Origin of the sequence: Pseudomonas sp. D1HM (genome assembly GCF_019266105.1) — a bacterium.
GTDB classification, from domain to species: Bacteria; Pseudomonadota; Gammaproteobacteria; order Pseudomonadales; family Pseudomonadaceae; genus Aquipseudomonas; species Aquipseudomonas taetrolens.
In genome coordinates, this window is record NZ_LRMN01000025.1 from 17,874 (window position 1) to 41,531 (window position 23,658).

Annotated in this window: 20 protein-coding genes, 1 tRNA gene and 2 pseudogenes; 12 read left to right on the plus strand and 11 right to left on the minus strand. The window is 53.2% G+C overall.

The window, feature by feature from the left end; all coding sequences use genetic code 11:
* Nucleotides 1-18 precede the first annotated feature (18 nt).
* From pgsA to AWM69_RS20875, 7 genes are all read left to right on the plus strand, one after another.
* Nucleotides 19-576, plus strand: coding sequence for a CDP-diacylglycerol--glycerol-3-phosphate 3-phosphatidyltransferase (gene pgsA / locus AWM69_RS20845; protein WP_048380566.1), 558 nt, complete (start codon nucleotides 19-21; stop codon nucleotides 574-576).
* 66 nt (nucleotides 577-642) lie between these two features.
* Nucleotides 643-718, plus strand: a tRNA-Gly gene (locus AWM69_RS20850).
* A gap of 235 nt (nucleotides 719-953) precedes the next feature.
* Nucleotides 954-2,810 (plus strand): integrase arm-type DNA-binding domain-containing protein, encoded by a 1,857-nt coding sequence (locus tag AWM69_RS20855; protein ID WP_218728263.1) that lies wholly within the window; start codon nucleotides 954-956, stop codon nucleotides 2,808-2,810.
* An 844-nt stretch (nucleotides 2,811-3,654) separates the two neighbouring features.
* Nucleotides 3,655-4,197, plus strand: a complete 543-nt coding sequence (locus AWM69_RS20860; protein ID WP_218728265.1) for a TIR domain-containing protein — start codon at nucleotides 3,655-3,657, stop codon at nucleotides 4,195-4,197.
* 6 nt (nucleotides 4,198-4,203) lie between these two features.
* Nucleotides 4,204-5,394, plus strand: a complete 1,191-nt coding sequence (locus AWM69_RS20865; protein ID WP_218728267.1) for a toll/interleukin-1 receptor domain-containing protein — start codon at nucleotides 4,204-4,206, stop codon at nucleotides 5,392-5,394.
* Nucleotides 5,391-6,227 carry a hypothetical protein gene (locus AWM69_RS20870; protein WP_218728269.1) on the plus strand — a complete coding sequence of 279 codons (837 nt, stop codon included), beginning with the start codon at nucleotides 5,391-5,393 and terminating at the stop codon, nucleotides 6,225-6,227. Before AWM69_RS20865 ends, AWM69_RS20870 begins: the two co-directional genes overlap by 4 nt.
* A 199-nt stretch (nucleotides 6,228-6,426) precedes the next feature.
* Nucleotides 6,427-8,928: a hypothetical protein gene (locus AWM69_RS20875; protein ID WP_218728430.1), complete on the plus strand. Its 2,502-nt coding sequence runs from the start codon at nucleotides 6,427-6,429 to the stop codon at nucleotides 8,926-8,928.
* A 135-nt stretch (nucleotides 8,929-9,063) separates the two neighbouring features.
* On the opposite strand, the gene AWM69_RS20880 is transcribed toward AWM69_RS20875, so the two are convergent.
* The 6 genes from AWM69_RS20880 to mobH all read right to left on the minus strand — a co-directional run bounded on the left by AWM69_RS20880 (nucleotide 9,064) and on the right by mobH (nucleotide 15,613).
* The gene (locus AWM69_RS20880; protein WP_218728271.1) at nucleotides 9,064-9,711 is read right to left on the minus strand and encodes a hypothetical protein; all 648 of its coding nucleotides are present in this window, start codon (nucleotides 9,709-9,711) and stop codon (nucleotides 9,064-9,066) included.
* Nucleotides 9,712-9,713: 2 nt separating this feature from the next.
* A complete protein-coding gene (locus AWM69_RS20885) occupies nucleotides 9,714-10,211 on the minus strand; it encodes a TIR domain-containing protein (protein ID WP_218728272.1) in 498 nt (165 codons plus the stop codon).
* A gap of 225 nt (nucleotides 10,212-10,436) precedes the next feature.
* Nucleotides 10,437-11,321, minus strand: coding sequence for a nucleoside triphosphate pyrophosphohydrolase family protein (locus AWM69_RS20890; RefSeq protein ID WP_218728274.1), 885 nt, complete (start codon nucleotides 11,319-11,321; stop codon nucleotides 10,437-10,439).
* Entirely contained in the window at nucleotides 11,321-12,457 is a 1,137-nt protein-coding gene (locus AWM69_RS20895) for a nucleotide kinase domain-containing protein (protein WP_218728276.1), read from the minus strand. Before AWM69_RS20895 ends, AWM69_RS20890 begins: the two co-directional genes overlap by 1 nt.
* Nucleotides 12,458-12,904: 447 nt before the next feature.
* Nucleotides 12,905-13,669: a hypothetical protein gene (locus tag AWM69_RS20900; RefSeq protein ID WP_218728278.1), complete on the minus strand. Its 765-nt coding sequence runs from the start codon at nucleotides 13,667-13,669 to the stop codon at nucleotides 12,905-12,907.
* A gap of 219 nt (nucleotides 13,670-13,888) precedes the next feature.
* Nucleotides 13,889-15,613, minus strand: a complete 1,725-nt coding sequence (gene mobH, locus AWM69_RS20905) for a MobH family relaxase (RefSeq protein ID WP_218728280.1) — start codon at nucleotides 15,611-15,613, stop codon at nucleotides 13,889-13,891.
* 220 nt (nucleotides 15,614-15,833) lie between these two features.
* Here mobH and AWM69_RS20910 point away from each other — a divergent pair, with 220 nt between their 5' ends.
* On the plus strand, nucleotides 15,834-16,031 hold the full coding sequence (locus AWM69_RS20910; protein ID WP_218728282.1) for a hypothetical protein: 198 nt from the start codon (nucleotides 15,834-15,836) through the stop codon (nucleotides 16,029-16,031).
* A 131-nt stretch (nucleotides 16,032-16,162) separates the two neighbouring features.
* On the opposite strand, the gene AWM69_RS20915 is transcribed toward AWM69_RS20910, so the two are convergent.
* Nucleotides 16,163-17,125 carry an ArdC family protein gene (locus AWM69_RS20915; protein WP_218728284.1) on the minus strand — a complete coding sequence of 321 codons (963 nt, stop codon included), beginning with the start codon at nucleotides 17,123-17,125 and terminating at the stop codon, nucleotides 16,163-16,165.
* A gap of 114 nt (nucleotides 17,126-17,239) precedes the next feature.
* Here AWM69_RS20915 and AWM69_RS20920 point away from each other — a divergent pair.
* Together AWM69_RS20920 and AWM69_RS20925 are read left to right on the plus strand one after the other, a co-directional pair.
* A pseudogene (locus AWM69_RS20920) lies at nucleotides 17,240-17,846 on the plus strand (transposase); the annotation flags it as partial.
* Nucleotides 17,810-18,190: pseudogene (locus tag AWM69_RS20925) on the plus strand (methyl-accepting chemotaxis protein); the annotation flags it as partial. The pseudogenes AWM69_RS20920 and AWM69_RS20925, both read left to right, overlap by 37 nt.
* On the opposite strand, the gene AWM69_RS22945 reads toward AWM69_RS20925, so the two are convergent.
* From AWM69_RS22945 to AWM69_RS20940, 4 genes are all read right to left on the minus strand, one after another.
* Nucleotides 18,178-18,654, minus strand: coding sequence for a hypothetical protein (locus AWM69_RS22945; protein WP_256930471.1), 477 nt, complete (start codon nucleotides 18,652-18,654; stop codon nucleotides 18,178-18,180). The pseudogene AWM69_RS20925 and the gene AWM69_RS22945 sit on opposite strands and share 13 nt — an antisense overlap.
* Entirely contained in the window at nucleotides 18,655-19,695 is a 1,041-nt protein-coding gene (locus AWM69_RS20930) for a DHA2 family efflux MFS transporter permease subunit (RefSeq protein ID WP_373274345.1), read from the minus strand.
* Nucleotide 19,696: 1 nt separating this feature from the next.
* Nucleotides 19,697-20,716, minus strand: coding sequence for an HlyD family secretion protein (locus AWM69_RS20935; RefSeq protein ID WP_256930473.1), 1,020 nt, complete (start codon nucleotides 20,714-20,716; stop codon nucleotides 19,697-19,699).
* 154 nt (nucleotides 20,717-20,870) lie between these two features.
* A complete protein-coding gene (locus AWM69_RS20940) occupies nucleotides 20,871-21,350 on the minus strand; it encodes a MarR family winged helix-turn-helix transcriptional regulator (protein ID WP_218728286.1) in 480 nt (159 codons plus the stop codon).
* A gap of 310 nt (nucleotides 21,351-21,660) precedes the next feature.
* Here AWM69_RS20940 and AWM69_RS20945 point away from each other — a divergent pair, with 310 nt between their 5' ends.
* Both AWM69_RS20945 and AWM69_RS20950 read left to right on the plus strand, forming a co-directional pair.
* The gene (locus AWM69_RS20945) at nucleotides 21,661-22,602 is read left to right on the plus strand and encodes a Rieske 2Fe-2S domain-containing protein (protein ID WP_218728287.1); all 942 of its coding nucleotides are present in this window, start codon (nucleotides 21,661-21,663) and stop codon (nucleotides 22,600-22,602) included.
* Nucleotides 22,603-22,619: 17 nt separating this feature from the next.
* On the plus strand, nucleotides 22,620-23,651 hold the full coding sequence (locus AWM69_RS20950; protein WP_218728289.1) for an oxygenase: 1,032 nt from the start codon (nucleotides 22,620-22,622) through the stop codon (nucleotides 23,649-23,651).
* The last annotated feature ends 7 nt before the right edge of the window (nucleotides 23,652-23,658 follow it).

Sequence of the window (23,658 nt, forward strand, 5' to 3'; positions counted from 1 at the left end):
TCGTAGCCAGTTGTGCCGATGAATATCCCTAATTTGATCACCGTACTACGCGTTCTACTGATTCCTTTCTTCATTCTGCTGTTCTACCTTCCCTACAGCTGGAGTTATGTTGCCTCCAGCTCAGTCTTCGCATTTGCGGCGGCGACGGACTGGCTCGACGGATACCTGGCCAGGCGACTGGAGCAAAGTACGCCGTTTGGCGCTTTTCTCGACCCGGTCGCCGACAAGTTGATGGTGGCGGTTGCCCTGGTTTTGCTGGTGCAGGAGCATCACAACGTATGGCTGACGCTGCCTGCCGCCGTGATCATCGGCCGTGAGATCGTCATTTCGGCCCTGCGTGAATGGATGGCCGAACTGGGCGCCCGGGCACAGGTTGCCGTATCGAACATGGGCAAATGGAAAACCGCGGCGCAGATGCTGGCCCTGATTATTTTGCTGGCCAACCCCTCGGACTTCAGCTTCTGGGTGCTGGTGGGTTATGCGCTGTTGCTGGTGGCGGCGGGGCTGACTCTGTGGTCGATGCTTCAATACTTGCGGGCCGCCTGGCCGCATTTGAAGACCACCTCCACAAAATAAATAAAACTTTTTGAATCAAGGGCTTGACGCACACTTTCATTTCTATAGAATGCCCAGCACCAAGACGCGGGAATAGCTCAGTTGGTAGAGCACGACCTTGCCAAGGTCGGGGTCGCGAGTTCGAGTCTCGTTTCCCGCTCCAAATATTGCGCTGCAGAGTTCCACTGAATTCTGTAAGTGATTGAAATCAGGACCTTCGGGTCCTTTTTTCGTTCCGGCGGGAACCACTGAAATCCAGCACCATCCAGTGTTTTTAAGTCCTGAATTGAGTCCTGAATGAGAGTCTTGAATTCGGACGCGCACTGAATCGGTTTGTTGCTGGAGCAGCTTGGATAGCGAGATGAGCATCTGGCCCTGACTCTGATCAGGAGCTCGCTATGGCACTCTCGGATACCACCGTTCGGCAAGCCAGAATTACCGGCAACGATTACTCCCTCGGCGATACGGATGGGCTTGCGCTCAATGTGACGGCCCGAGGGGGAAAGATCTGGTATTTCAGGTACTACTGGGCAGGCAAGCAGAAGCGCATGTCCCTGGGTAGTTACCCGCAGATTAGTCTCAAAGAAGCGCGTGGACGCCGTGATGAGGCGCGAGCCTTGGTTGCTCAAGGCATCAATCCTTATGAGCATCGTAAACAGCAGCGTCGTTCTGTTCGTAATGCAGCAGAGCACACCTTTGAAGCGGTGTTTGATCAATGGGTCGCGTTCCGCAGGCTGAGCCTGAAGGAGGGGCGCCAGAGCACACTCTCGCAGATCTTGAGAATCTTTAAAAAAGATGTTCTGCCAACGCTCGGCCGGCGCTCCATCTACGACATCAATCGCCACGACTTGATGCACCTACTGAGCGGAATCGAACAGCGCAAGGCCTTAACAACAGCCGAAAAATGTCGGACCTGGTTCAAGCAATTGTTCCGATACGCCCTGGTGAAGGTGGAGGGGCTTGACCAGAATCCCGCGTCGGACCTTGATGTGGTCGCGCTTCCCAGACCCCCTGTCGCACACAATCCCTTTCTTCGTATGGACGAGCTGCCTGCATTGCTGGCCGTGCTTCGAGGTTACGGTGGTGCAAACCAAACACGACTAGGTCTTCGCTTGTTGCTGCTAACGGGGGTGCGTACCGGCGAGCTGCGCTTGGCGACGCCCGATCAGTTTGATCTGGATCAGCGGTTGTGGATCATCCCGCCGGAAGTGGTGAAGCAGCTTCAGTTGGGCATGCGCAAGGCGGGGAAACAGACCTCAAACATACCGCCTTACATCGTGCCGTTGTCGGTCCAGGCGCTTGAAATAGTGCGCCAGATGCTGAGCCAAGTTGTCCCCGCGCAGCGTTATTTGTTCGCGCACCGGAGCGACCTAAGCAAGCGCATTAGCGAGAACACCTTGAATGGAGCGTTGCGTCGAATGGGGTATGCCGACCAACTGACCGGGCATGGGATGAGGGCCACGATTTCGACGGCGCTTAACGAGATTGGCTACCCCAAGGTATGGGTCGATGCGCAGCTTTCTCATGCCGATTCAGACAAGGTGAGTGCGGCCTACAACCACGCGGAATATGTCGAGCAACGTCGGACCATGATGCAGGATTGGGCGAATAGATTGGACCTTTGGGGGCAGGGTAAACCGAAAGCAGCAAGCTCTCCGCTGACTATTCGTTTGGAGGGCGCAGCTTCGCTGCCCTTACTGGAAAACGCGAAGGGAAATGCCGTTCTGTACAGCAGCAGCTTTGCAGCGGCGACCTCATCGACGATGCTGGTCAGTAGCGAGAAAGACCCCATTGGGCCCAACCAATCGCCTGTCGTGCCCGCTCCAATACGGACTGAAAAACCTCACAAATCTCACGTGTCTGAAATCCAGCGCGAACGGGCCGAAATGTTGGCCACGTTTGAAGCTTCGAGTAATTTGCCGCTGCTGGTCTTCGCCAGACTGGCAGGCAAATCCCGCGATCAGATCAATCGTGATATTAAGGCTCGACGTCTTCTGTCCCTGAGCTTGGGGAATCGTGGTCAGCGCATTCCGGACTGGCAGCTTGATCCGTTACGGCACAAGTTGGTACTCACGGTATTAACGCGGTCTCCGGATGTGGATGCATGGAGGCTTTATCGGACTCTGTGTGAACCTCATGAGCGACTAAAGGGTCATTCGCCAATCGATGGGCTCACCATGGATAATTTCGAAATTACCGCGCGGATTGTCTGCAGGACCCTGGGCTCGAGCCGAGTTGCTGTCTTCGAGCGGTGACAACGGATGTAGCCGCTGGCTTGAGTGCATCTGGCGCGGGCTGCTCCAGGATACGTGGAATTTACAAGTCACCTGATGTGTTGGAGAGGGTCGGAAAGAGGCTTCTATTGCGCAGAAGGACACCATTTGGCAGTATCCCGCCCCCGCATTTTCTTGTCAGCTCTCCATCCCTCTCATTTGGGGGCTGCGTCTTGGAGATGGTGGGCAACCCGGCCTCGTACCGGGTTTTTTATTCGTCCGGCAAGCATGGCTGGCGGCGAAACTTGGAATATCCAACTACCCCATGTATGGGGTGCTAGGGGTCGAGTGTTCGAATCACTCCGTCCCGACCATATAATTCAATGACTTAGCCCAACCTGAAAAGGTTGGGCTTTTTCATGTCTAAAAAAATACTCCCACATTTACTCCCACGGATATTCTGGAACTTTTGTGAGTTAGCGGGAAATTTAGTGCGAATGACGTGTCGTGCTCCGCGAATCAGAGCGCTGGGGGAAAATTAGCCAGTGATCGACTGGATTTCGACGGTGTAGAACATTGGCGAGAGCCCGGCCAAAGCCCTCCAGTATCACTTGTGCTTAATGGTCTACAGCATCTGGCACTGCATGAGTTGAAATGCCGTCGACCAGGGCCCGCCTGTTGGCTCACTAATAAGGCTATATTGCTGCATAAAGTCTGAGCTCAGAAACCTTAGCAGCTGATCGCTTCCTCGCGAAAGAAAACGCGGCACCAACAGCTACATCACCTGCGCGCGACGATGTGACCTCTCATGCTGGACAACCTGAGCATGGGGGAATAACGTGCGAAATTGCATATCACCATCGACGGTAAATGCCAAGGAGCGCTGATGAGTTATGGAATTTTCGGTGGCGCTTACCGCCCCCAGGCACCGGTGAAACACAAAGTATTCGTGAGCTACCATCACCACGGTGACCAGGCTTACTACAACGCTTTTTCAAACGCATTTCATGATACCTACGATGTGATCTACGACAATTCCCTTGAGCGCAGCATCGATAGCGATGACGTCAATTACGTGATGCGCCGTATTCGGGAAAATCACATCACCGGCACGTCCTGTACGATCGTACTTGTTGGCGCAGAAAGCCCAAAGCGGAAGTACATCGATTGGGAAATCTCGGCGACACTTGAAAAAGGTCACGCCCTGATTGGCGTACGCCTACCCACTGCGCGTTTGACCCCTGACAATCAATATGTCCTCGTCCCTGATCGGCTTCTTGACAATATCAACTCCGGCTTCGCATCGTGGCTTACGTGGGAGCAAATCACAGCTGGTACAGCCCAGCTTGGTCAGCACATTGCAGAGGCAAAAAACCGAAGTGTTTCGAAAATTCATAACACTCGGACACGCCGTGTCCACAACGGGTAAGCGAATATGACTGACTCAACGCGCCCGTTCCTTGTGGTGTACGTCGTATGGCACCCGGCTTTTGCAGACGGCCCCATCATCGCTGAGATCCTTCGACAACATTTTCGTCGGAAGTTATACGAAAATGTCGCGGGAGGTACTGGGCTTAGCGTCATATACCGATACGTTGTGGCGCCGGAATCCGCGCAACCTCTACCAATTGACCTAGAGGACGCTGACACTGCCGCCATTATCGTCCTCGTAGACAACAACCTGGTTGGCGATGCAGCTTGGACGGGGTATGTGCGAGAACTTTGCGATCGGACCGAAGCGGCGGGCTTAGGAACGAGGGTTTTTCCTGTAGAAATTGACATCGGCGTGTTAACGCACCTAGGAACGGATGAACAAGCGTTGCTCTGGGCGCGTTGGGAGGGAGGGCTGGTCGAGCGTGGACGTCGATTGATTTCTGCATTAACGTACGCGTTTTGCCGTTTGTTACGGCATTATCTGGAGCACCTCTCGCGCCCCGAAGAGGATGAGGCAGCACTTGAAGCCTACCTAAAGAAGGTACAAATATTCCTTAGCCATTCAAAGCACGACCAGCATGGCGAAGAGATTGCCCGAAGTATCCGAAGCAGGCTTTACAACACTCCAGGGATGGACAGTTTTTTCGATGTCTACGACATTCCAGCAGGCCTTCAGTTTCAGAAAGTGCTGCTCCACAAGGTTCGCGTGAGCGCGATGGTCGCCATCCACACTGATTCTTACTCCTCACGTGAATGGTGTAGAAAAGAAATTATTGAGGCAAAGCGCTGGCATGTACCTCTTGTCGTAGCCAACAGTATTAGCGACATTGACGAGCGTGGCTTCCCTTACATGGGCAACGTCCCGGTGGTCCGGCTGGAACCCGGCGGCACCGATCGTATTGACTTCGTGATTGCCCATCTGCTTGACGAGGTTCTGAAAAATTTTTTATGGCGTTGCCGCATTACGCTAGAGCTAGCGGAGGGAAATCTCGATCCCGCGGTCATTTTCGTGCCCAGGCCACCAGAGCTTATCTCACTTGCCAGTCTACCATCCGAGGCGGATGTACCAAATCCGATGATTGTTTATCCGGATCCGCCACTTAGTGCAGAAGAAGAGCGGCTGTTCGCAGAGATATCACCACGGGTTCAACTGCGCAGCCTGACCGAATGGAAAGCAGGGGCTGTGCGATGAGTTACCAAGAAGTTCTCGGTCGGAAGACCATTGCAATTTCAATTTCGGAAAGCCCAGACATGCCGGCTTTAGGTCTGTGCGACGAACATTTGCGAGACGCTATGGCCGAGATAGCTCGTCATTTGCTCGCGCTCGGGGCGAGGCTGGTCTACGGAGGGGATCTACGTCAACATGGATTCAGCGATCTACTATTCGAGCTTGTAGCCCGGCATCGTCGAGATGCTGATGAGGGTGACAGCCGGATCGGAGTAAAAAACTATCTTGCTTGGCCGGTCCATGTTCTGCAGGCACTTGCTGACCTGAAAAAGCAGATCGTTGAAGTTCAAGACTTTGCGGAGCTAGTTTGCCTACGAATTGACGGTAGCGGGTTACCCGTTGAGGAGCGCTGCGGTCTTCCGTCTCAAGTGCCTACAGAGCAAGAGTGGGCAGATGGGCTTACGTCAATGCGTACCACCATGATGTCGGACTCCGACGCAAGAATAATTGTTGGTGGTCGGATAGAAGGCTACAAGGGGACTATGCCGGGTATTGCCGAAGAGGCGCTTATATCGTTGAGGGCCGGCAAGCCGATTTTTCTAGTCGGCGGTTTTGGAGGCTGTACTCGCGACATCGCCGAGATCTTAGGTCTTATACCACCCCGCATTACGTCCAATCCTGTATGGGCTCATTGCGACGAGTTCGCGGCATTCACTGTGGCGAACCTTAACAATGGTTTGACCAGTGAAGAAAATGCAACGCTCGCATCAACCCCGCACGTTGACCAAGCAATCACTCTCATCCTTCGCGGGCTGATGCAATTGACCAAGTCAGAGGGTTCAGAGGTCGAGAAATAGTGCCTGACTGAAAAAGTACGCTTATACGATCTACCGATTCATTCTTCGTTATTGGCTGCGGCTCGTTGACCGTACTTTCGCATATCCCAGCAGCCACGGATTTAACTTTATAGAGTTGCCCAGAATCATTAATCGGGTGAGCCTGATATAGGGAACGCCCAACGTATCGTCGCCAAAATTAAAGGTTAGCGTGCGCAGGATGACTAGTTTAATCGCAAGCAATACACCGGACCAGCAAGCCGCGCACTACTTGCTCTCAGAACTGCGTACTCGCATTGCGGTGCAACAACTGCCCTATCAATATGGCATAGAAGCTAGAGCCCTCGAAAGTCTTTGGGAAATATTTGGCTTATCGAGGGAAGCCATGAAAACCTATCCGGGCTGCCAGGAATTTTCGCAACTCACTACAGATATGTTGAATGTTGACCTAAGGCCTGTCACGGCGAAGTGGCACCGTGCTCATAAAGCTGGCCTGCTTGATTCTAAGGATGGCGCTAACGACTTTCGCGTGGATCTTGCTTCACTACAAGTAAAACTGGTCTCATTTTGTGAGTCCTTGCAAATAATGGCTTACGGCACAAAACAAACGGATCGAAAAACTCCGTCGGTTATCGACGACGAGGATATAAAGGGTTGTTTTGCGCCGGTAACCTTTGGCATAAATAAATTTGGTTCGGGAAGCATCGCGAATGCAGATGATATAAATTCAACAGAAGAGGCGGAAATCAACGCACGCCGAAATCACTACGGAATAGACAAGCCAGTAGGGGAGGATGCTGTGGGCATGTCACTGTCAGGAGGCGGTATAAGATCGGCAACGTTCTGCTTGGGAGTTGTCCAGGTAATTGCTGAGCGGGGTCTGATGAAAGAGTTTGATTATCTTTCAACCGTTTCAGGAGGAGGCTACATCGGAAGTTTTATTACATCCATCATAGGGGGTGGAAAAGATTATTCCGATATAGGCAAACCTTATGGGCCGGATACTGAGCAAATACGGTACGTGCGTCAGAATGCTAAGTATTTGAGTGCCGCCGATTTTAAGAAGCGTTGGTCCATGGTTACAGGAACGATGGCTGGTCTAGTATTAAACTGGTCCGCGCCGGTGTCTATTTTGGCCATACTAGCACTGTTAGGGAATTTACTTGCCACACATTTTTCGGAAAGCATATGGTTATCTATAGCTGCCGTCCTAGCTAGTATTACTGTGTCATTGACAGCGATCTACGGATTTACGCTACGTTTTAATGTGGGGGCGCGACTAGCAAGTCAAATACTGGCGTGGGCCGCGGGCTGTACACTTTTTACATTGGCTGGTTTTGTTAGTGAAAAAGGTTACGACTTATTTTCAGTAGCGTTATCGTCGCACTGGGAGATATCTGGATATATGGCTGTTTGGGTGATCGTCACGCCAGCAATTGCAAGATTTCTGCCCATGTTTCGTGCGGCCACGACAAAAACACTAATATTGAATGGCGCCATATTGGCATCGGGCGCCATCGTACCTTTACTTGCCCTGGCAACGTACTATCTTTTACGCATAGTTGGCTCTATGCCCCCAGAATCGGCCCCCGTTCTGGCTTGGGCCCCCGAATGGTTTGTCGGCACCAATGTGCTAATCAGTCTGGCAGTTTTTTCCGGGGTTGTGGCAATGTTTCTTGATGTAAATTCAACCGGTCTGCACAAGTTGTATCGAGACCAACTCTCTAATACCTTCGTGCAAGAATCAGAGGAAGTTAGGCAACTTCCACTTAGCTCTGTAAATATGGCGCACAAAGCACCTTATCACATCATAAACGCAACCATTAATTTGCCGTCTAGCAGGAATCGTACGCTCAGGGATCGAAGAGGCGACTTTTTTATATTTTCAAAACATTGGGCAGGGTCAGCTGCAACGGGGTATGAGCGAAGCACAAGTTGGACTAGTAATGGTAAGGAAATTGATCTTTCGACAGCAATGGCAATTTCTGGCGCCGCAGCCTCGCCACAGATGGGGAAAAGCTCAATACCAACCTTGTCTGCATTATTGACATTGCTAAACGTTCGCCTTGGTTATTGGATCAAAAATCCTAAAACTGTGCAGCGAGGCTCGCCTGGATTTCGGTGTCTCCTTCGAGAGATGACAGGTTTCGGAATGAGCGAGGAAAAACCGTGGCTTAATTTGTCCGACGGTGGCCATATAGAAAATATGGGCATATATGAGTTACTGAGGAGGCGTTGCAAGTTTATAGTGTGTGTCGATGGCGAAGCAGACCCTCGATCAACTTTTGAAGGGCAATTAACACTTGTTCGGCACGCCCAAATCGACTTTGGGGTACGCCTTGAGCCAAGGCTTGACGATATTCGGCTTGATCCCAAGTCGAATTTCAGCCGAACGCATTCCCATCTATTGAGAATACACTACCCTGCAACTAGCCCCGATCATCAGCCAGATATTGGTCTGATGTTGTATCTTAAGCTCTCGCTTACAGGTGATGAAACAGAGTTGCTCAAACGTTATCGCTTAGTAAGCCCGGAGTTTCCTCATGAAGCAACTACCGACCAGTTCTATAGCGAGGAGCAGTTTGAAGCATACAGACAGTTAGGCGTGCACGTAGCTGAAGGTGTATTTTCGTCTGCCCTGCTAACCGAAAACCCTAATCCTACGAATATAGATAGTTGGTTTATGCAACTTGCAAAAAACATGCTTGAACCTACACGTTAACGATTCAGGCAGACTGCAAGCCAGAAAACTCATTGTCCTACGCAATCTGGCCTATTCCTCCCGCGTTCATTGCGATGCCCGACAATGCTTCGGGCTCGCAAAAAAAGCGAAGACGACTTTTTATGCAAAGTCACATCAGTTGTTACTGAGAGTTACTTTGTCACCTTTGACTGAGTATCTTGACTTCGCCGCATCGAAGTCAAACGGATCACCGTACAAAATATTAGGCTGAAATCCCTCCTCCAAGAAAGAAATTAGAGGTTGGGCTTTAGTGCCTGCGAATGTTCTATGGGCTCTCCGATTTTCATAGCCCATCTCTCGAAGAATACCAGTCGGGATTTCAATCGCGGCGGCGCCAAAGTAAAAAAAATAATCGGATAATAGAACAGCGTTAGTTCGAGTATCAGTTTTTATGTTGTGAGGATTCGGGGAGCCGTCGGAATAGCTATGATGAGAGTTGGATTGCTGCCATTCATTTTTCAATTGATGGTAAATATTGTCTCCGACAATCATTTTTTTACTGCCGTTGCGGACTGGTTTTTTATCCCTATACAAAGGGTTTGTCCAGTACTCGTCATAGGTAACAGAGTCGGAAACTCTCATCGCAAATACACAACGGCCTGTGGCACGTAACCGCGAACCACCCATCCCGATAACCCAGTCTCCCACTTTTGCTACTCGTCTTATATCAGGTTTGCATGTAGCAAGTGTGCAGAAGTTGTGGAATGGATTTGGGGCAAATCCAAAGTCCCGCGCAACGACATAAATATAAGCCTTCGACATATCTAACACTCAGAATTAGCAGCAGCGTTGACGGATGATCGATCGGAGCCATCCGGATTTTCGAAGGTGTTTTCCCCACCATCAATAGCTTTTTGAATGCTCTCAGAATTCCAGCCTACAATTGCCGAGGCGTATTTTTCAAGACTTTCAGGTATATCTGAGTCTTTGCCACCTTGCTCGTAGACCCCAACAATCCTTTTTCCTTGAGCATGTGCTTGGTTGATTTCCCAGTTAACCCAAGGTCTTGCGTGGGTCTGCTGCCCAATCAAAACGACAACAGTAGACGCCCAGGCAATTTTTATACGGAGCAGGCGCTTGATAACGGAATCTTTAACTAGTCCTCGGTCTAGTCGATCCTGGTTGGCGGGTTTCGCACGAATCGAACTATTGCGAACATCCCAGCCCTTGGACCCAAGAAGACCTGTAAGCTTATCAACTACTGCATCATCTCGATGATGGTGGCTTATAAATAGATGTCGCCGCTGCCCCGAATTGCTCATAAAAATATCCCCACCGATGCGAAAATTATTGTCTACGAGTTATTTTAACTATGACATTTATTAAAATTTAGTAGCATAGCAGGCCGTCTAGCACCTCGACTAGGCCCGCGCTGCGCGACTGAAAATAGAAAGGAAGGAAACAGGATGAGTCATATCTTGGCCTCCTGCCATTGTCCGACCGCAATCCTTAATAAGGCTTGCGGGTAGACCTTCCTCCGCGCTGCGTCATAATCCCAGATAGGTCAGTTTTTTTGCGTCCTGATCTACTAGTATTCTCCCGCCATTAGACTGTAAAACCTGTCGCCATACCTCGAAACCAAGCAGAATTGCTCGCTGCCACTCACCGAGAGACCTTTCTCGGACCTCGAGAAGCGACGTCACTCCCTTGATCGTACGTAAAAGTTTGTAATCCAATTCGCTGACCCCATCGAGCCAATTATGCTCTTTTGCATAGTCGAACACCAAGGCTGCCACACCCTCGTCCAAAACTTGGGCTCTACCGCCATCCTGCACCTCGTCCACCTTAGGAACACTCTTGCGTTTTCGTTTCATAAGTTTACGAATAACAGGCGACCAGCCTAGTACCGCGACATACGCGAGATGGAAAACGTCATGAAACCGATAGCCATCAGGGTCATCGGCGTTATCAGTAAGGTCATCACCGATTTTTTCACCGTTGACGCGCATTTGGATCTTTGTATGACCGTCAACCACGACCTCGCTGAGTTCAACCTCAAAATATCTAGGCAATCGCTCTGGTTCTTCGAACTCAGCATCAAAAATAACCGACCTAGTGTCTTGGGGGCCCCAGCGGCCCTTGGATTTTTCCAAGTTTTGCTGAGCAATATCGTCAAGTTTTAGACCAAACTTCTCTGCGACGTTTGCGATGTACCATAGTAAATCCCCCAACTCCTCTGATACCCGCTCCCTGAATAAGAGATGAGAGTCGCCGTCTCTGAGGTGTTTCTTATACTCGCTGAGCAATTCACCGGTCTCACCCGCCAGCCCAAGCAGCGGCACTACAAGATTGGTCCCTGCGTCGCTTGTGTTTTGTCGCGAAGGTACGCGATCAGTCGCCTGAGCCTCTCGCTGATAAGTATTCAAATCCATTACGAGCTACCTAAGTCCAGTGTTGACAGGGAAAAAGATCTATTGATTTTATCATGCTCCAAAGATGTGTCCCCCCCTAAGAGGTCCAACTCAATCTTCGAATTGATGCCCCACTTGGGCGGATACCAAGGCCTGTCCAGAGTTCCAGTGGGCGAAAATTTCTGCTTGATGCGAGTCCGCCCCGAGATGCCGGTTACGCTTGGATGTGCGACCCGTGCATATTTGTCGACCTCACAGAAAAGATTCTGGCAGTCGATCAATTGCAATCGACGCCCCCACAAAGACTGAAATTTGATGCCGAGCCTCTCAAATTCTTGTTCCTGGTTTTCCGCCATCAACCGGATCAGCTGAGACTCATTTAGGCCCGCGCTATCGCTGAAGCACTTCCTTAGGCCGTCGCGAGCACCAGGACCTGGTATGACGAAGTCCATCTCGGAGAAGTCTGTAACCTCGCTGTAATTAATGTCAGTCACAAATTGATATGCTAAGAAGTTTCCAACTGTTGGATAGCTTTTAAGTAGCTCGAATGCATTTTGCATTTTAGTTAAACGTGACAGTTGGCCAGCAAGGTCGTCAGCCATCATGCGTTCCAGCAAACGTAAATGGTTTTGGTGTTTGGCAGGATAACCAAAGGTGGAGCCGCCGGGTGGCATTATGTAGGCGGCTGAATAGATTCGCCCACCGGCTCTCATTGCTTGCCTCAAAACGTTATCATAATGCTCAAATTTGTAATTTTTAAAAGTGATTTCGCCAAAAGTATGCTCAAGCAAGTTCCATGTTTCGATCTTGTTGAATAGCTTAAACAGTAAAGTACGAAACAGCACCTCGGATGGCGAGTTTGGAAGGTCGTCGCGGTAGATTACATGCCTTATAAGAAACTGGCTGACTCGATCCGAAGCACGATACGCGTTTGTAAATTTATGAATAGCAATAACTGGATCGGCTGTCCACGGAGCCGGCTGCCTTTCTAATCTTTGACGGAATACTCTTTGTCGTTCTGCGGCAAACCGCCAATAGCTATCGAAGACAGGGGTCACCTTGATCGGAAGTAAATGCGACGAAATGACAGTTGTGTCTAGCAAATCCGTCGGGCTAGCCTCCAAAGATAGACATTTTTTTCTAGTTTCAGCTTTCACGCGTTGATCTCTACAGTGGGGGCATGCGCTTCAATACTTTTCGATGGCGGCGCCGAATGCGAAAGTTCGCCCAGGCTGCCATGTCCAAGGATTGTAGGTTAGTAATAGACCTGAGGATGCGCTGGAGCATTGCAACGCAAACGACGATATGCATTCTAGTGCTATCTGGAGCAGCAGTTATGCACAGAAAGGACTTTTAAAATACGGTCCTAACCCCATAGCACCCAACGATCGGAGTTTGCACTCCTTGTACCACCGGGACATCCGTTCAGCAACAATTCTGGTGGAGAGATGGGCACTCATTGCTTGTCGTTCCCTCTTCGACAGCGGAGCAGTGCATAGATGCCAGCAGAAGCAGCCGCTTAGTGCTGTTTGGCTTGAGTGTGCTCAATTTGTGCGCCGCGAGCCGAGGTCGCAGATCATGATTTACCCTAAGGTAGCCGGCCCTCACTTTGGAGTCTCGTTTCCCATTTTTACCGTATCAGATGCATGGCTAGGACTAACATTGGTTGATTGCGCGCGGGTGTCCTTCACCCAGTTAATAGTTAACGCGATCATGACTGCCAGAGCGACAGCACCAATTACCCGATAGTAGATTTGCTCACGCTCGATCGCATGAATGCGCTCGCTCAGCCCTTTGTCGACGTCCTTCAATTTCTTAGAAATTCCAGCAAAAGACTGCAATTCGCCTGCCACGGCCGTGATTATTTCGGGGTCTATACCCCTATGAACCGCGCTGCCCTTCTTTAGGGTGGTTTCGCGATCAAGGCCCGCAAACCAAATAAGGAAGATGGCCTGTCCGCGCTTCAGGTGAATTGGCACCGGTCCGGCGTTGAAAACGGCGAAGGTGAGCTGTCCGCAATAGCCAGGATCGACATGAAATCCAGAAACATTGACCAATCCGCGAAATTTTATTTTCGCCCGGACGGAAATGAAGGCAAGCGCGTCCGCGGGAATGGAGACAATCTCCTCAGTGACCAGAAACGCGAACTGTCCTGGCGGAATTGTGAAGGCCTCCCCATCGGTGAGCTTGCGAACCGTTACTGTTGTCGGGTCGATTGTATGTTCATTCGGTGATACGTAGATTTCGGGGCCCACGGCGAGGGTATACGCAGCACAATCAACTCTCTCAGGGACAAATGGGTCGATAAGCGTCTTCAGCCGCTCGCTTAAGGTCTCGCCACTCCAAAACATTCCAGAACGCTTCGTCATTCAGTCAAATCCCTTTGATAAGCAAAAAAAATCATTAGCCCAGATACGGCTTCAATTGACTGAGGTGTCGCTCGGCGGCCTGATTAGGCACAAGTAGGCTCTCCTTCCCTCTAATTCGCATGGCTGTAGATAGGATTCATGCCACAAAGATTTTACCCTCGTCATCTCCGTAAGAAGCATGGAGATTCTGCATCCAGAGTATGGACCATTATCTCTAGATCACCTTACCTCAAGCAGGAGGTAAGGGTTTTCTGGTGGCAGTGATTCGAAAATTAGCTCGGGATTTTCGAGTAGATAGCCTTTGAGTTTGGCCGTCTTGCGTGGGCCTTCAATTAGGCAGGTCCAGATGTTAAATCCGTCAGCACGCTTCCTGTGGACCTTCAGTTTCTCAAACTGCTTTTGCACGCAGCGCCATTCCTCAATCTCTTGATCGGCGCCCCGTGAGATACCAGGAAATTCCTGCGCGTAGCGTTGGAAGAGGCCAGGTGTTACCAGAAACACCGAGCCGCTAACAGTGTGCACCTTGGCTTTACTGTCGTTGATGATCAGCTTGTGGCTCAGGATGCTTTCCTTGACCCAATTCAGGAATTCCTGGCCAGGGTTATCCGAATGTGGAGTTGAGATCACGGGAGCGTTTGCTAACGGTGCAGCACGTGCCTCGGGCTCTTCCATATCGAACATGTCCAGCAACGTACCGAGGTAGTCCGCATCCTCTATAGCCAATGGGTAGGGCTTTGATGGGCTTTGCGTTGACCTTGTACTGACTGCCTTGGGGGCGGCTGGCGACGTCATAGTGTTAGTTGGGGGATCATCGACTACCATGCTCACCTTTCCGCTAAAGGCCGCGGGGCGGTCTTCGTTACCCCAAATCAATGCCGGTTGAAGGCGCAGAAAGGTGAAGGTCTGTTGCCAGTTGCCTTGCGCAACGAGCGCGGTCCAGATGGCTTTGCCTTCCGGGGTCGACTCGACTAATCCATGTGATTGCAGTTCATCGAATACTGCGATGTTGGATGAGGGAATGCCCTCAATTGATTGTGACAGTAGATAGGCTCGAAGCTTGTCGGTGACCGTCTTGCTGACGAGCCAGAGTACGTCTTGAGTCAACCATCCTGCGGCACCTGGCTGGTTGAGTTTCAACTCGTGTTGAACCAGATGACGTAGTCCGCTGATCAGGTGATGTTGCAGCGAGTGAATGGGTGCTTGTAACGCCTTGTTCGGATTGCCACCGATGTTCTGCGCGGTAGAGACGCGGTCGGCCTGAATCACCAGCTCACCCAGCACGCCGGCGCGTTCGTATTGGCCGGCCAAGACATACAGCAGGCTGGCCCACAGCGACGGAAAGCCACTCAGCCAGTCCAGAATCGTGCGGTCGAGAATCTGGGTGTAGAGCAAACCTGCGGCGGCGCCGTGCAGGTGGTAGTCACGACCCGTGAGGTAACGAAAACGGTAGGGCTGATCCAGTGGCCCCTGCCAGGGATGCCAAACACGGCCATTCTGGCGTTCGATCTGCAGGTCCACGGCGATCTTGCCGATGTCATGCAGCAGGGCGCCATAGGCGATGCCAGCGGACCACGCGTCGGTCTGGGCGGCTTGGTCTTCGGGCGCAGCGCCGGTGGGCAGCAGATACGACTGACGCAGTTTCAAGCTACAGGCGACCAGCTCAAGACCATGGTCGAGCATGCCGCCGAGATACGCATGGTGGTGCGTCTCGCTGGCAGGCAGTTGCTGGACCTGTTCGGCGTAGCGATGGATCGGATTTATATAGAGCTGGGTGAACTGCGCGTGGGAGAGGGCGGTGTACTGCCAGATGCGGTCGAGCAACTGGCGGCGGTGCTCCACTGCTAAGAGGGTATGGGCTGACTCGATGGACAGGTAACCTTCGGCGACGTTGACGGTCGGTGGCGGAGGGGGCTTCTGCCTTTTGTGGCGAAACAGACTGAGCATCGTGACCTCCGGAAGTGGCTGGGTCATCGGCCTTTTAGCCTTTTCGGATAGCGCTCTTACCCTTGAGTGCCCATTCCCTTCCAACCCTTACCCGTCCTTTTGGCTCGTGTCCCTTTGTGCGGCAATCGGAATATGGATTCTCCTAGGCATCATTTTTTTTGGGCTAGTACGGAAAAGACAAGAATCGGTACACTGCGATGCATATTTTTTGGGCCTTGCCATGAATCTCACTGACGCCACGCTCGTGCTGCTGCTCGCGGCACGCATCCATGGGACCGACGCAGCCGTCAGGGCCTCGGCGAAGAGCGTGGTCAAGAAGTTGCCGCGCAGTAAGCGCGATCTGATCTACAAGGTGATCGATAGCCGAAGCCCGCTCGAACTGGTGGATTTTCTGGCGCAGAACCTGGATGCGGAATGACAGGCTGCGGTGTGTGCCCCTCTCTGATTCTTTGCGTCAGAGCCCTGCGGCATGGGGATTTTTCTGGGCGGAGAAAAAAGGGCTCAACTCGCGTTGGGCCCTGTGAAGCGATTGCAGCGATGAGGTAACGATTAAGCTCCATCGTTCATGCAGAGTGAGTCGTCCAAGACCGCTCGCTTCAGTTGTTGCTCCAGGTTGAGTACATATTCAGAGGCGCTTCGGGCCTGGCCACTGGCGCGAAAGATCGCGCGTTTGTCAGCCTTGAGCAGGCCGAGCCAGGAGTCGATGTAGCCCTCGTGCCGCAACTCTCCCTGTATACCGGTGTTGGCACATAAAAACGCAGCGCCCATTTCGGCGATCAACTCCTCAAACGCGTAGCCTGGCGAGCCGAAGGTACAGGCTGACGTCACGCCTTCGCGCTGCAACCGAGCGTAATGCCCAGTCCAGTGCGTCAGCTCATGAAGTGCCGTGGCGTAGTACCCACCTTCATCGTGAAATTGCGCTTTTGTCGGCAGTTGGATGAGATCCCTGATCGGATGGTAAAAGGCTTCATCGGTAGATCGATGAACGATGTGTGCACCCGAACTTAACAGCAGATTTTCCGCAACGCTATTGGCCTGGAAGGGATCGGCCGGTTCCGTTTCGATCAGTGTTTCATCGAAAGTGTCGAGCCTCTCCGTTTGCTCGATGTTGAACAGAAAATGCGTCCTGAGAATGCCAAAGTGAGCGACCTTGGGCTGACCGTTTTCATCGAGTACGGGTTGGCCTGACTCGGTCTGTTCCTCGCGCTCCATCGGCTTGTAGAGCAAGGCTAGGGCACTGTGCTCACCCTTACGGATGTGCCCACCGGCTTTTTTGGCTTGGTTGAAGGTCAGCCAACGATCTTGAGTGAACCCCTGCAACCTGGCCTCGGCCCAGAGCAACGGTAAATTGATCCCCGAATAGGGACGCCGCGTGATGGCGTTAATGGGATAGGGTTGATGATGACCGATGTAAGCTGAGCCACTTGAGGACCAGGGTTTGATCCAGGGGGCAACGCCTTGATCCAAAGCGGTAACGATCTTGTCAGTCACGTCTTGGTAGATATCGCGCATGGCATTTTCCTCGAGAGAACACGGAGGAACGCCTTGCCCGTCGGGGGAGGTGTAGTGGTCTAATGAAACCGGACACCCATTTAGGCGAGAATTCTCGTCATATCGAGGTGTGAGATGACCAAACAGCGTCGTGTTTTTTCCGCTGAATTCAAACGCGAGGCTGCCGACCTCGTACTCAAGCAAAACTACGGTTTCATTGAAGTCAGTCGTTCACTCGGCATTGGCGAGTCGGCCCTGCGCCGTTGGGTTAGTCAGCTTCTGCAGGAGCGCACTGGTGTCACCCCTTAGAGCAAGGCGCTGACCCCAGAGCAGCAAAAAATCCAGGAGCTGGAAGCCCGAATCGCCCGTCTCGAACGAGAGAAATCGATATTAAAAAAGGCTACCGCGCTCTTGATGTCGGAAGATCACGAGCGTTCGCGCTGATTGACCAGTTAGCGCACATGAACCGGTTGATTGGCTGTGCAAGGTGTTTGATGTCACTCGCTCGTGTTACTACGCCCAGCGCCTGCGGCGCCGCACGCTCGATGTTGAACGGCTTCGATTGCGTAGTCGCGTCAGTGAGCTGTTCTCGCAAAGTCGCAGCTCTGCGGGCAGCCGTAGCATCCTGTCGCTGATGCGTGAGGACGGTGAGCAACTCGGTCTATTCAAAGTGCGTAGCTTGATGCGCGAGCTTGATTTAGTCAGCAAACAACCCGGCTCCCAGCCAACTCGATCAACAAGTTGACGGTAAAGCTCGAGAGCTAGTCCGAGGTGGTCGACGAAGCCCTGTGCTCCGGCACGGTGGCATTGGACGACAGCGGCCGACTGCTGAGTGAGTTGGAAAGTACCCTGCAACAGGCAGCGGAACTGGTTGGCGACTCCACGTGTGGGGTAGACCGGATTGCCGATGCGGTGAGCGTGCAGAACGAGGGTGGGCGGGGCATCGTTGCCAACGTCGAGCACATCGCATGCATGGCCGGCGAGGGCGATGCGATCACTCATCATGTGTCCGGAGCTGTGGTGTCTTTGCGCGAACTGTCCGATGAGCTGAATGTAGCAGTGGGGCGTTTTCGCTACGAGGCCTGATTTGCTTGAGACTTCGGTGTCCTGAATATCAGCAACAGGGGTATGACGCCAATGGATAACCACATCAGCAGCTTGAAGTCATCCAGGTAGGCCACCCAGCTGGCCTGCACAGTGATCATGCCATCCAGCGCCGCACGCCCGCCCGCGGTTAATGGATTGAGTTGGTTGTTTACAGGCCAGGCATCGAACAGGCGGTTGAACGGCGTAACGTATGCGCCGATTTCGGCATGATTGATCTGAGTGTTTTGAGCCAGCAGCACCGTAACGATCGAGATGCCAACGCTTGAGCCGACATTGCGTGACAGGTTGTACAGGCCAGTGGCTTCGCCACGCAAATGCGGCGCTAGGGTGGTAAAGGCGATGGTGGTCAGTGGGACGAACAACAGACCCAGGCTCGCGCCCTGAATAAAGCCGACGTACACGATGTTGTTGATGGACACTGCCGGCGTCCAGCCGGTCATCATCTACATCGACCAGGCGGACAGCAACAAACCGCAAAACAGTATCCAGCGAATATCCACTTTGCCGATGATCTTCCCGGCAAGGAACATGCTAAGCATGGTCCCCAGTCCGCGTGGCTCCATGACCATGCCGGCGGTGAGCACCGGGTAACCCATCAGGGTTTGCAGGTAGGGTGTCATCAGCGCCAATGACGCTAAATAGGTAATGCCGATGATGAAGATAAACACGACCGCCACCGAGTAATTGCGGTCCTTGAACAGTTTCAGACTGATAAAGGGCTTGTCGTGGGTGAAGGTGTGGACGATGAAAATGTACGAAGCGATGGCGGCCACCAGCGCCTCCAGGATGATTTCTCCTGAATCGAACCAGCCCAGTTGTTCCCCGCGGTCGAGGAACAATTGAATCGACAGGATGGCCACGCTGAGCGAGCCAAAGCCTAACCAGTCCAAGCGGGCGGTTCTGTCGGCCGGGGTTTCCTGAATGAAGCGCATCATGGCGACAAAGGCCAGCAATCCGATAGGCAAGTTGATGAAGAACACCCAGCGCCAGCTGAGGTGTTCTGTTAGCCAGCCGCCGAGCATCGGACCCAGCACGGGACCGACCATGACCGATACTCCGAACAAGGCCACTGCCGCGCCTCGGTCTTTGAGCGGGTATATGTCCAGCAGTATGCCTTGCGACAGCGGCACTAACGCCGCACCGGCCAGCCCCTGCAGCAGACGAAACAGGATGATTTCCTCCAGGGAACGAGCGACGCCACAGAGCACTGACGCCAGAACAAAACCAAAGATCGACCATAGCAAGACGCGCTTGCGACCAAAACGTCTGGCCAGGAATGCCGAAGACGGGGTCATGATGGCGGTGGCGACGATGTAGGAGGTCAGCACCCAGTTAATCTGATCGGCACTGGCCGACACGCTGCCTTGCATATAGGGCAGGGCGACGTTGGCGATGGTGGTGTCCAGGGCTTGCATCACCACTGCCAGCACCACGCAAAGTGTGATCAATACGCGCAGCAGCGAAGGCGGCAGAGGCCTGGTCACTTCACTCATGATGGCGGGCGAGCAAGTCGGCCAATGGTTTCGGCAGGCCGCGGGCGGTGCCGGTGTCGATCTCTACCACGGCACTCATGCCGTGGCGCAACGCAGGTTTTCCCGCCGCGTCGTCAATTCGGATCCGCACCGGAATACGCTGCACGACCTTCACCCAGTTGCCGGTTGTGTTCTGCGCCGGCAGTAGCGAGAAGCTGGAGATTGACGCCGGGCTGATGCTTTCGACGGTACCATGCCACGTGACTCCGGGGTGGGTGTCTACTTCGATAGTTGCACCTTGGCCGGGATGAGCATGGGTCAGTTCGGTTTCTTTTGGCGAGGTATCGACCCATAAGTGTTCGCTGGATACCAGACTGAAGCCCGATTGCGGTGGTTGCAGGTAAGCGCCCACTTGTAACGAGTCAACGTTGGTGACTACGCCGTCGAACGCAGCGGTCACCACGGAGTTGCGCAGGTTACGTTCGGCCTCATTCAGGGCCGATTGTGCCTGCAGGTAGGCGGGGTGTTGCTCCAGAGACCTGTCCAGCCTTCCACCCAGTTGGGCCAGAGCCGTCGCAGCCTGGGCCTTGGCTACCGCAACCTGTTGACGGGTATTGTCGAGGTCCTGACGGGCATCGTCGTAGATTGTTTTTGATACGGCGGCAACGCTGACCAGCTTTTCCAGGCGTTGAAGATTGGTCTGGTAGTAGGGCAGGCGTGCTTCAGCCTGGGCGATTTCGGCCAGTGACTGGTTGTAGCTGGCCTTGAGGTAAAGGATCTGGTTGCGCGCGCCTTCCAGTTGCGCGCTGGCACTGGCCAAGGCGATTTCAAAGGGTTCTGGCTTCAAGCGAAATAACACTTGGCCCTTGCTCACGACTTGGTTGTCACTGACCTCAATGGCCGCCACGATCCCGGCCACATCGGTCGAAACGCCCACCCGTTCGGCCTGAACGTAGGCGTTGTCGGTACTGACCACTTGGCCACCCAATACATACCAGGCTCCACAGGCCACGACGACAATCGGCGCCAGCAAAAACAGGCCGACGCGCCAGCGTTGCCGTGGCGCGCTGGAGGATTATGGCCCATGACGATCAAAGGTGGGAGCTTCAGGCGCCTGCGCGTAAGGTTTCGCCAGTGGGTCGAGTGGACGGGCTTCTGCCTGCATCGCATGACGCTGCAATGTGGACTCAGCCATACGTCACCTCGTCTGCCCCGCAGTCAGTTAGCTCATCCACCGGCTGGCTGCAAGCCGTCAGCAAGTATTCACGCATGCGTTCGAGGTACTGCAGCAATTGATCCTGCTCCTGAACGGAAAAGTCGGTCATGGTTTTCACTCGAGTCTGCTCGCCAATGGTGTGCATGAATTGCAGCAGCGGATGGGCATCCGGAGTGAGAAATAACAAGGGAAAACGGCGATCGGTGGGGTGGTTGCGACGTTCGATCAGACCGCGCTCCTGCATTTTGTCCAGCAAGCGCACCAGCGTGACCGACTCGATTTCAAGCAAGTCGGCCAGACCCTTCTGGTGAATGCCTTCATGCGTGGACAGTTTGGCCAGAACTTGCCATTGAGAGCGCGTGAGACCGGCTGCGCGGGCCCATTGTTCGAAGCGTTTACGCATCAAACGGGCAACGTCATGGAGGACAAAACCGAGGGTGGATTGGGTCATCGTCATCGCACCTGAAGTAAATGAGCATGCTCATGGTGATCAGGCTTATAGGTTTTCTGCTGATCCTTTTCAAGGAAAAAATAGGCATTAAAGTTAAAAATGTTCATATTTATAGATATATTTGGCTGATAATCCATTTTTTTGAGCAGTGTTCGGAGTGTTTATGGGTTTTAGATAGGTTTTTATTATTATGAACATAAATCATTAAAGTGTTTATTTGTTGTTGCCATCACAGCATTGTGCCGCTACCGTTAGCGTTGACTGCATTGCAAACAAAAGCCCAAAAACAGAACAACAATGAGGCAAACCGATGACGACCCCTGGCTGGTGGGCCATGGCGCTTTCCGAGGCTGTGAATGATCAAAAGCCATTGGCCGTGGCCTTTGGTGGCGAGGAACTGGTCCTGTTTCGCAACGCAGCTGGGCAGCCTTTTGCTCTGGAAGACCGTTGCCCACATCGGCGGGTGCCGTTGGCTCTGGGACGAGTTGTCGAGTCTGGTTTGCAATGTGGTTACCACGGCTGGACCTTCGATGGTGCCCGTGGCGGTTGTACAAAAATTCCCAACCTTAATGATGATGAGCGCGTACCACCACGCTATGCCGTGCGGGCCTTTCAGGTGAGCGAAGCCAATGGCTTCGTCCATGTGTGGTTGGGTGAGGGCGCATCGCAAGGGGAGCTCCCCAGCAGCGATTACCGACCAAGCGGGCGCGAATTTACCGGTTCCACCGTCGTCAACATGAGTCACGACCAATATCTGGCGGCGATGCTCGACGGCCCGGAATGCTTGCTCGGCTTTACCCATGTGCGCCTCACCGATTTCTTCCTTGGCGATCTACGCAGAGAGCTGGGACGTGTGGTTCTGGAGCGCGGTGCGGTATGGTCCACACAATTTCTGCCATCGCAGTTTGTGGTGGACTACCCCTTGATTGTGCGCACCTCAGTACCCCTGAGCGGCGGCAGTATTCGGGCGGATTTGCTCAACGAAGTAGAAATGCCGCTCGTTACCCTGATGATCGCAACCGGAGCCAACCTCCGTGGCACCACCAGCCTGTGCTGGCGAGGATTCGTGACTGAGCACGTGCCGGCCAAGGCACCGTTGCGTTGGCGTATTGCTCGTGCATTCAGCAGGTCGCCGTTCCGGGTGAACCACCTGATTGACGGCGTAGCCGTCTCGGCCCTGCTGCAAGCCCCATCCCGCGACCTGCGTGCCTTGCGCCGACCGCATTTGATTCCCGCAAGCGCGATCGTCTGAGCACAGGAGAACTCACCATGCATACCGTGACTTCCTCTACCGATACTCCGTCGCGCAAAGTGCGGGGTGACTGGACACCGATCAACTATGACCTGCGTGACACCTGGTTTCCGGTCTCCCATAGTCGCGACCTCAGTGCCCAGCCAATTCGTCGAATCATTCATGCCCAACCCTATTACCTGTGGCGGGAAAACGGGCAGCCGAGAGCAGCTGAATTTCATCCCTATCGCCTGCGTGACAATGCGCGCGTGTTGACACAGTTCACCGGCGGCAGCGGGTTTTATCCGCTGGTGGAGCGCTACGGCTACATCTGGGTCTGGTACGGCAACCCGGACGCTGCCGATGCGCTATTGCTGCCGCATATTCCGTTCCTACCGCAGGACGGCAGCCTTCCCGGCTACACCCAGCGTACCGTGCGGTTTGATGCAACTTCGGCGCTCTCGGTGGAAAACCTGATTGACCTGACCCACGCCGATTTCCTGCACGCCAATACCATCGGCGACGGCATCAGCGAGTCGGACGAGGTCGAGGTGCAATGGACCTCTGAAACGGTGACCCGCACTCGTACCGTCGCACAAAAATCAGTGGCGCCGATCATGCGTTGGGTCGGCGGGGTGCGCGCCAAATACCAGGATTTTCGCGCGGTGCTGCACATCCATTTGCGCAGTAATGTGTGCATCTCCTACCCGCGCTTTCGTCCCGGTTATGACGTGCCTAACCTGCAACCGTTCTTGCCGGTGGGCAAGCATCGCTCGCGCTGTGACGTCACGTTCAATACCACCGCTGCACCGTCACCGTTTCGCTACGTGATGCCGCGCATCAACTACATCATCCAGCCCCAGGACAACTCGGTGGTGCGTCCGCAGAATCAGCGCTATTTCGAGACCGATGAGCGACGTGACCTGCATTCGCGTTTCGATACGCCAGGTACTCGTTATCGCTACCAGATGGAACAACTGGTCGAACGCCAGCGCGCCGGTCAGTTCGCCTACGGCAGCGATGCTGAACCCGGACGCGATATCAGCACGTTGTTGGGCATGAAAGACTGACCCCATC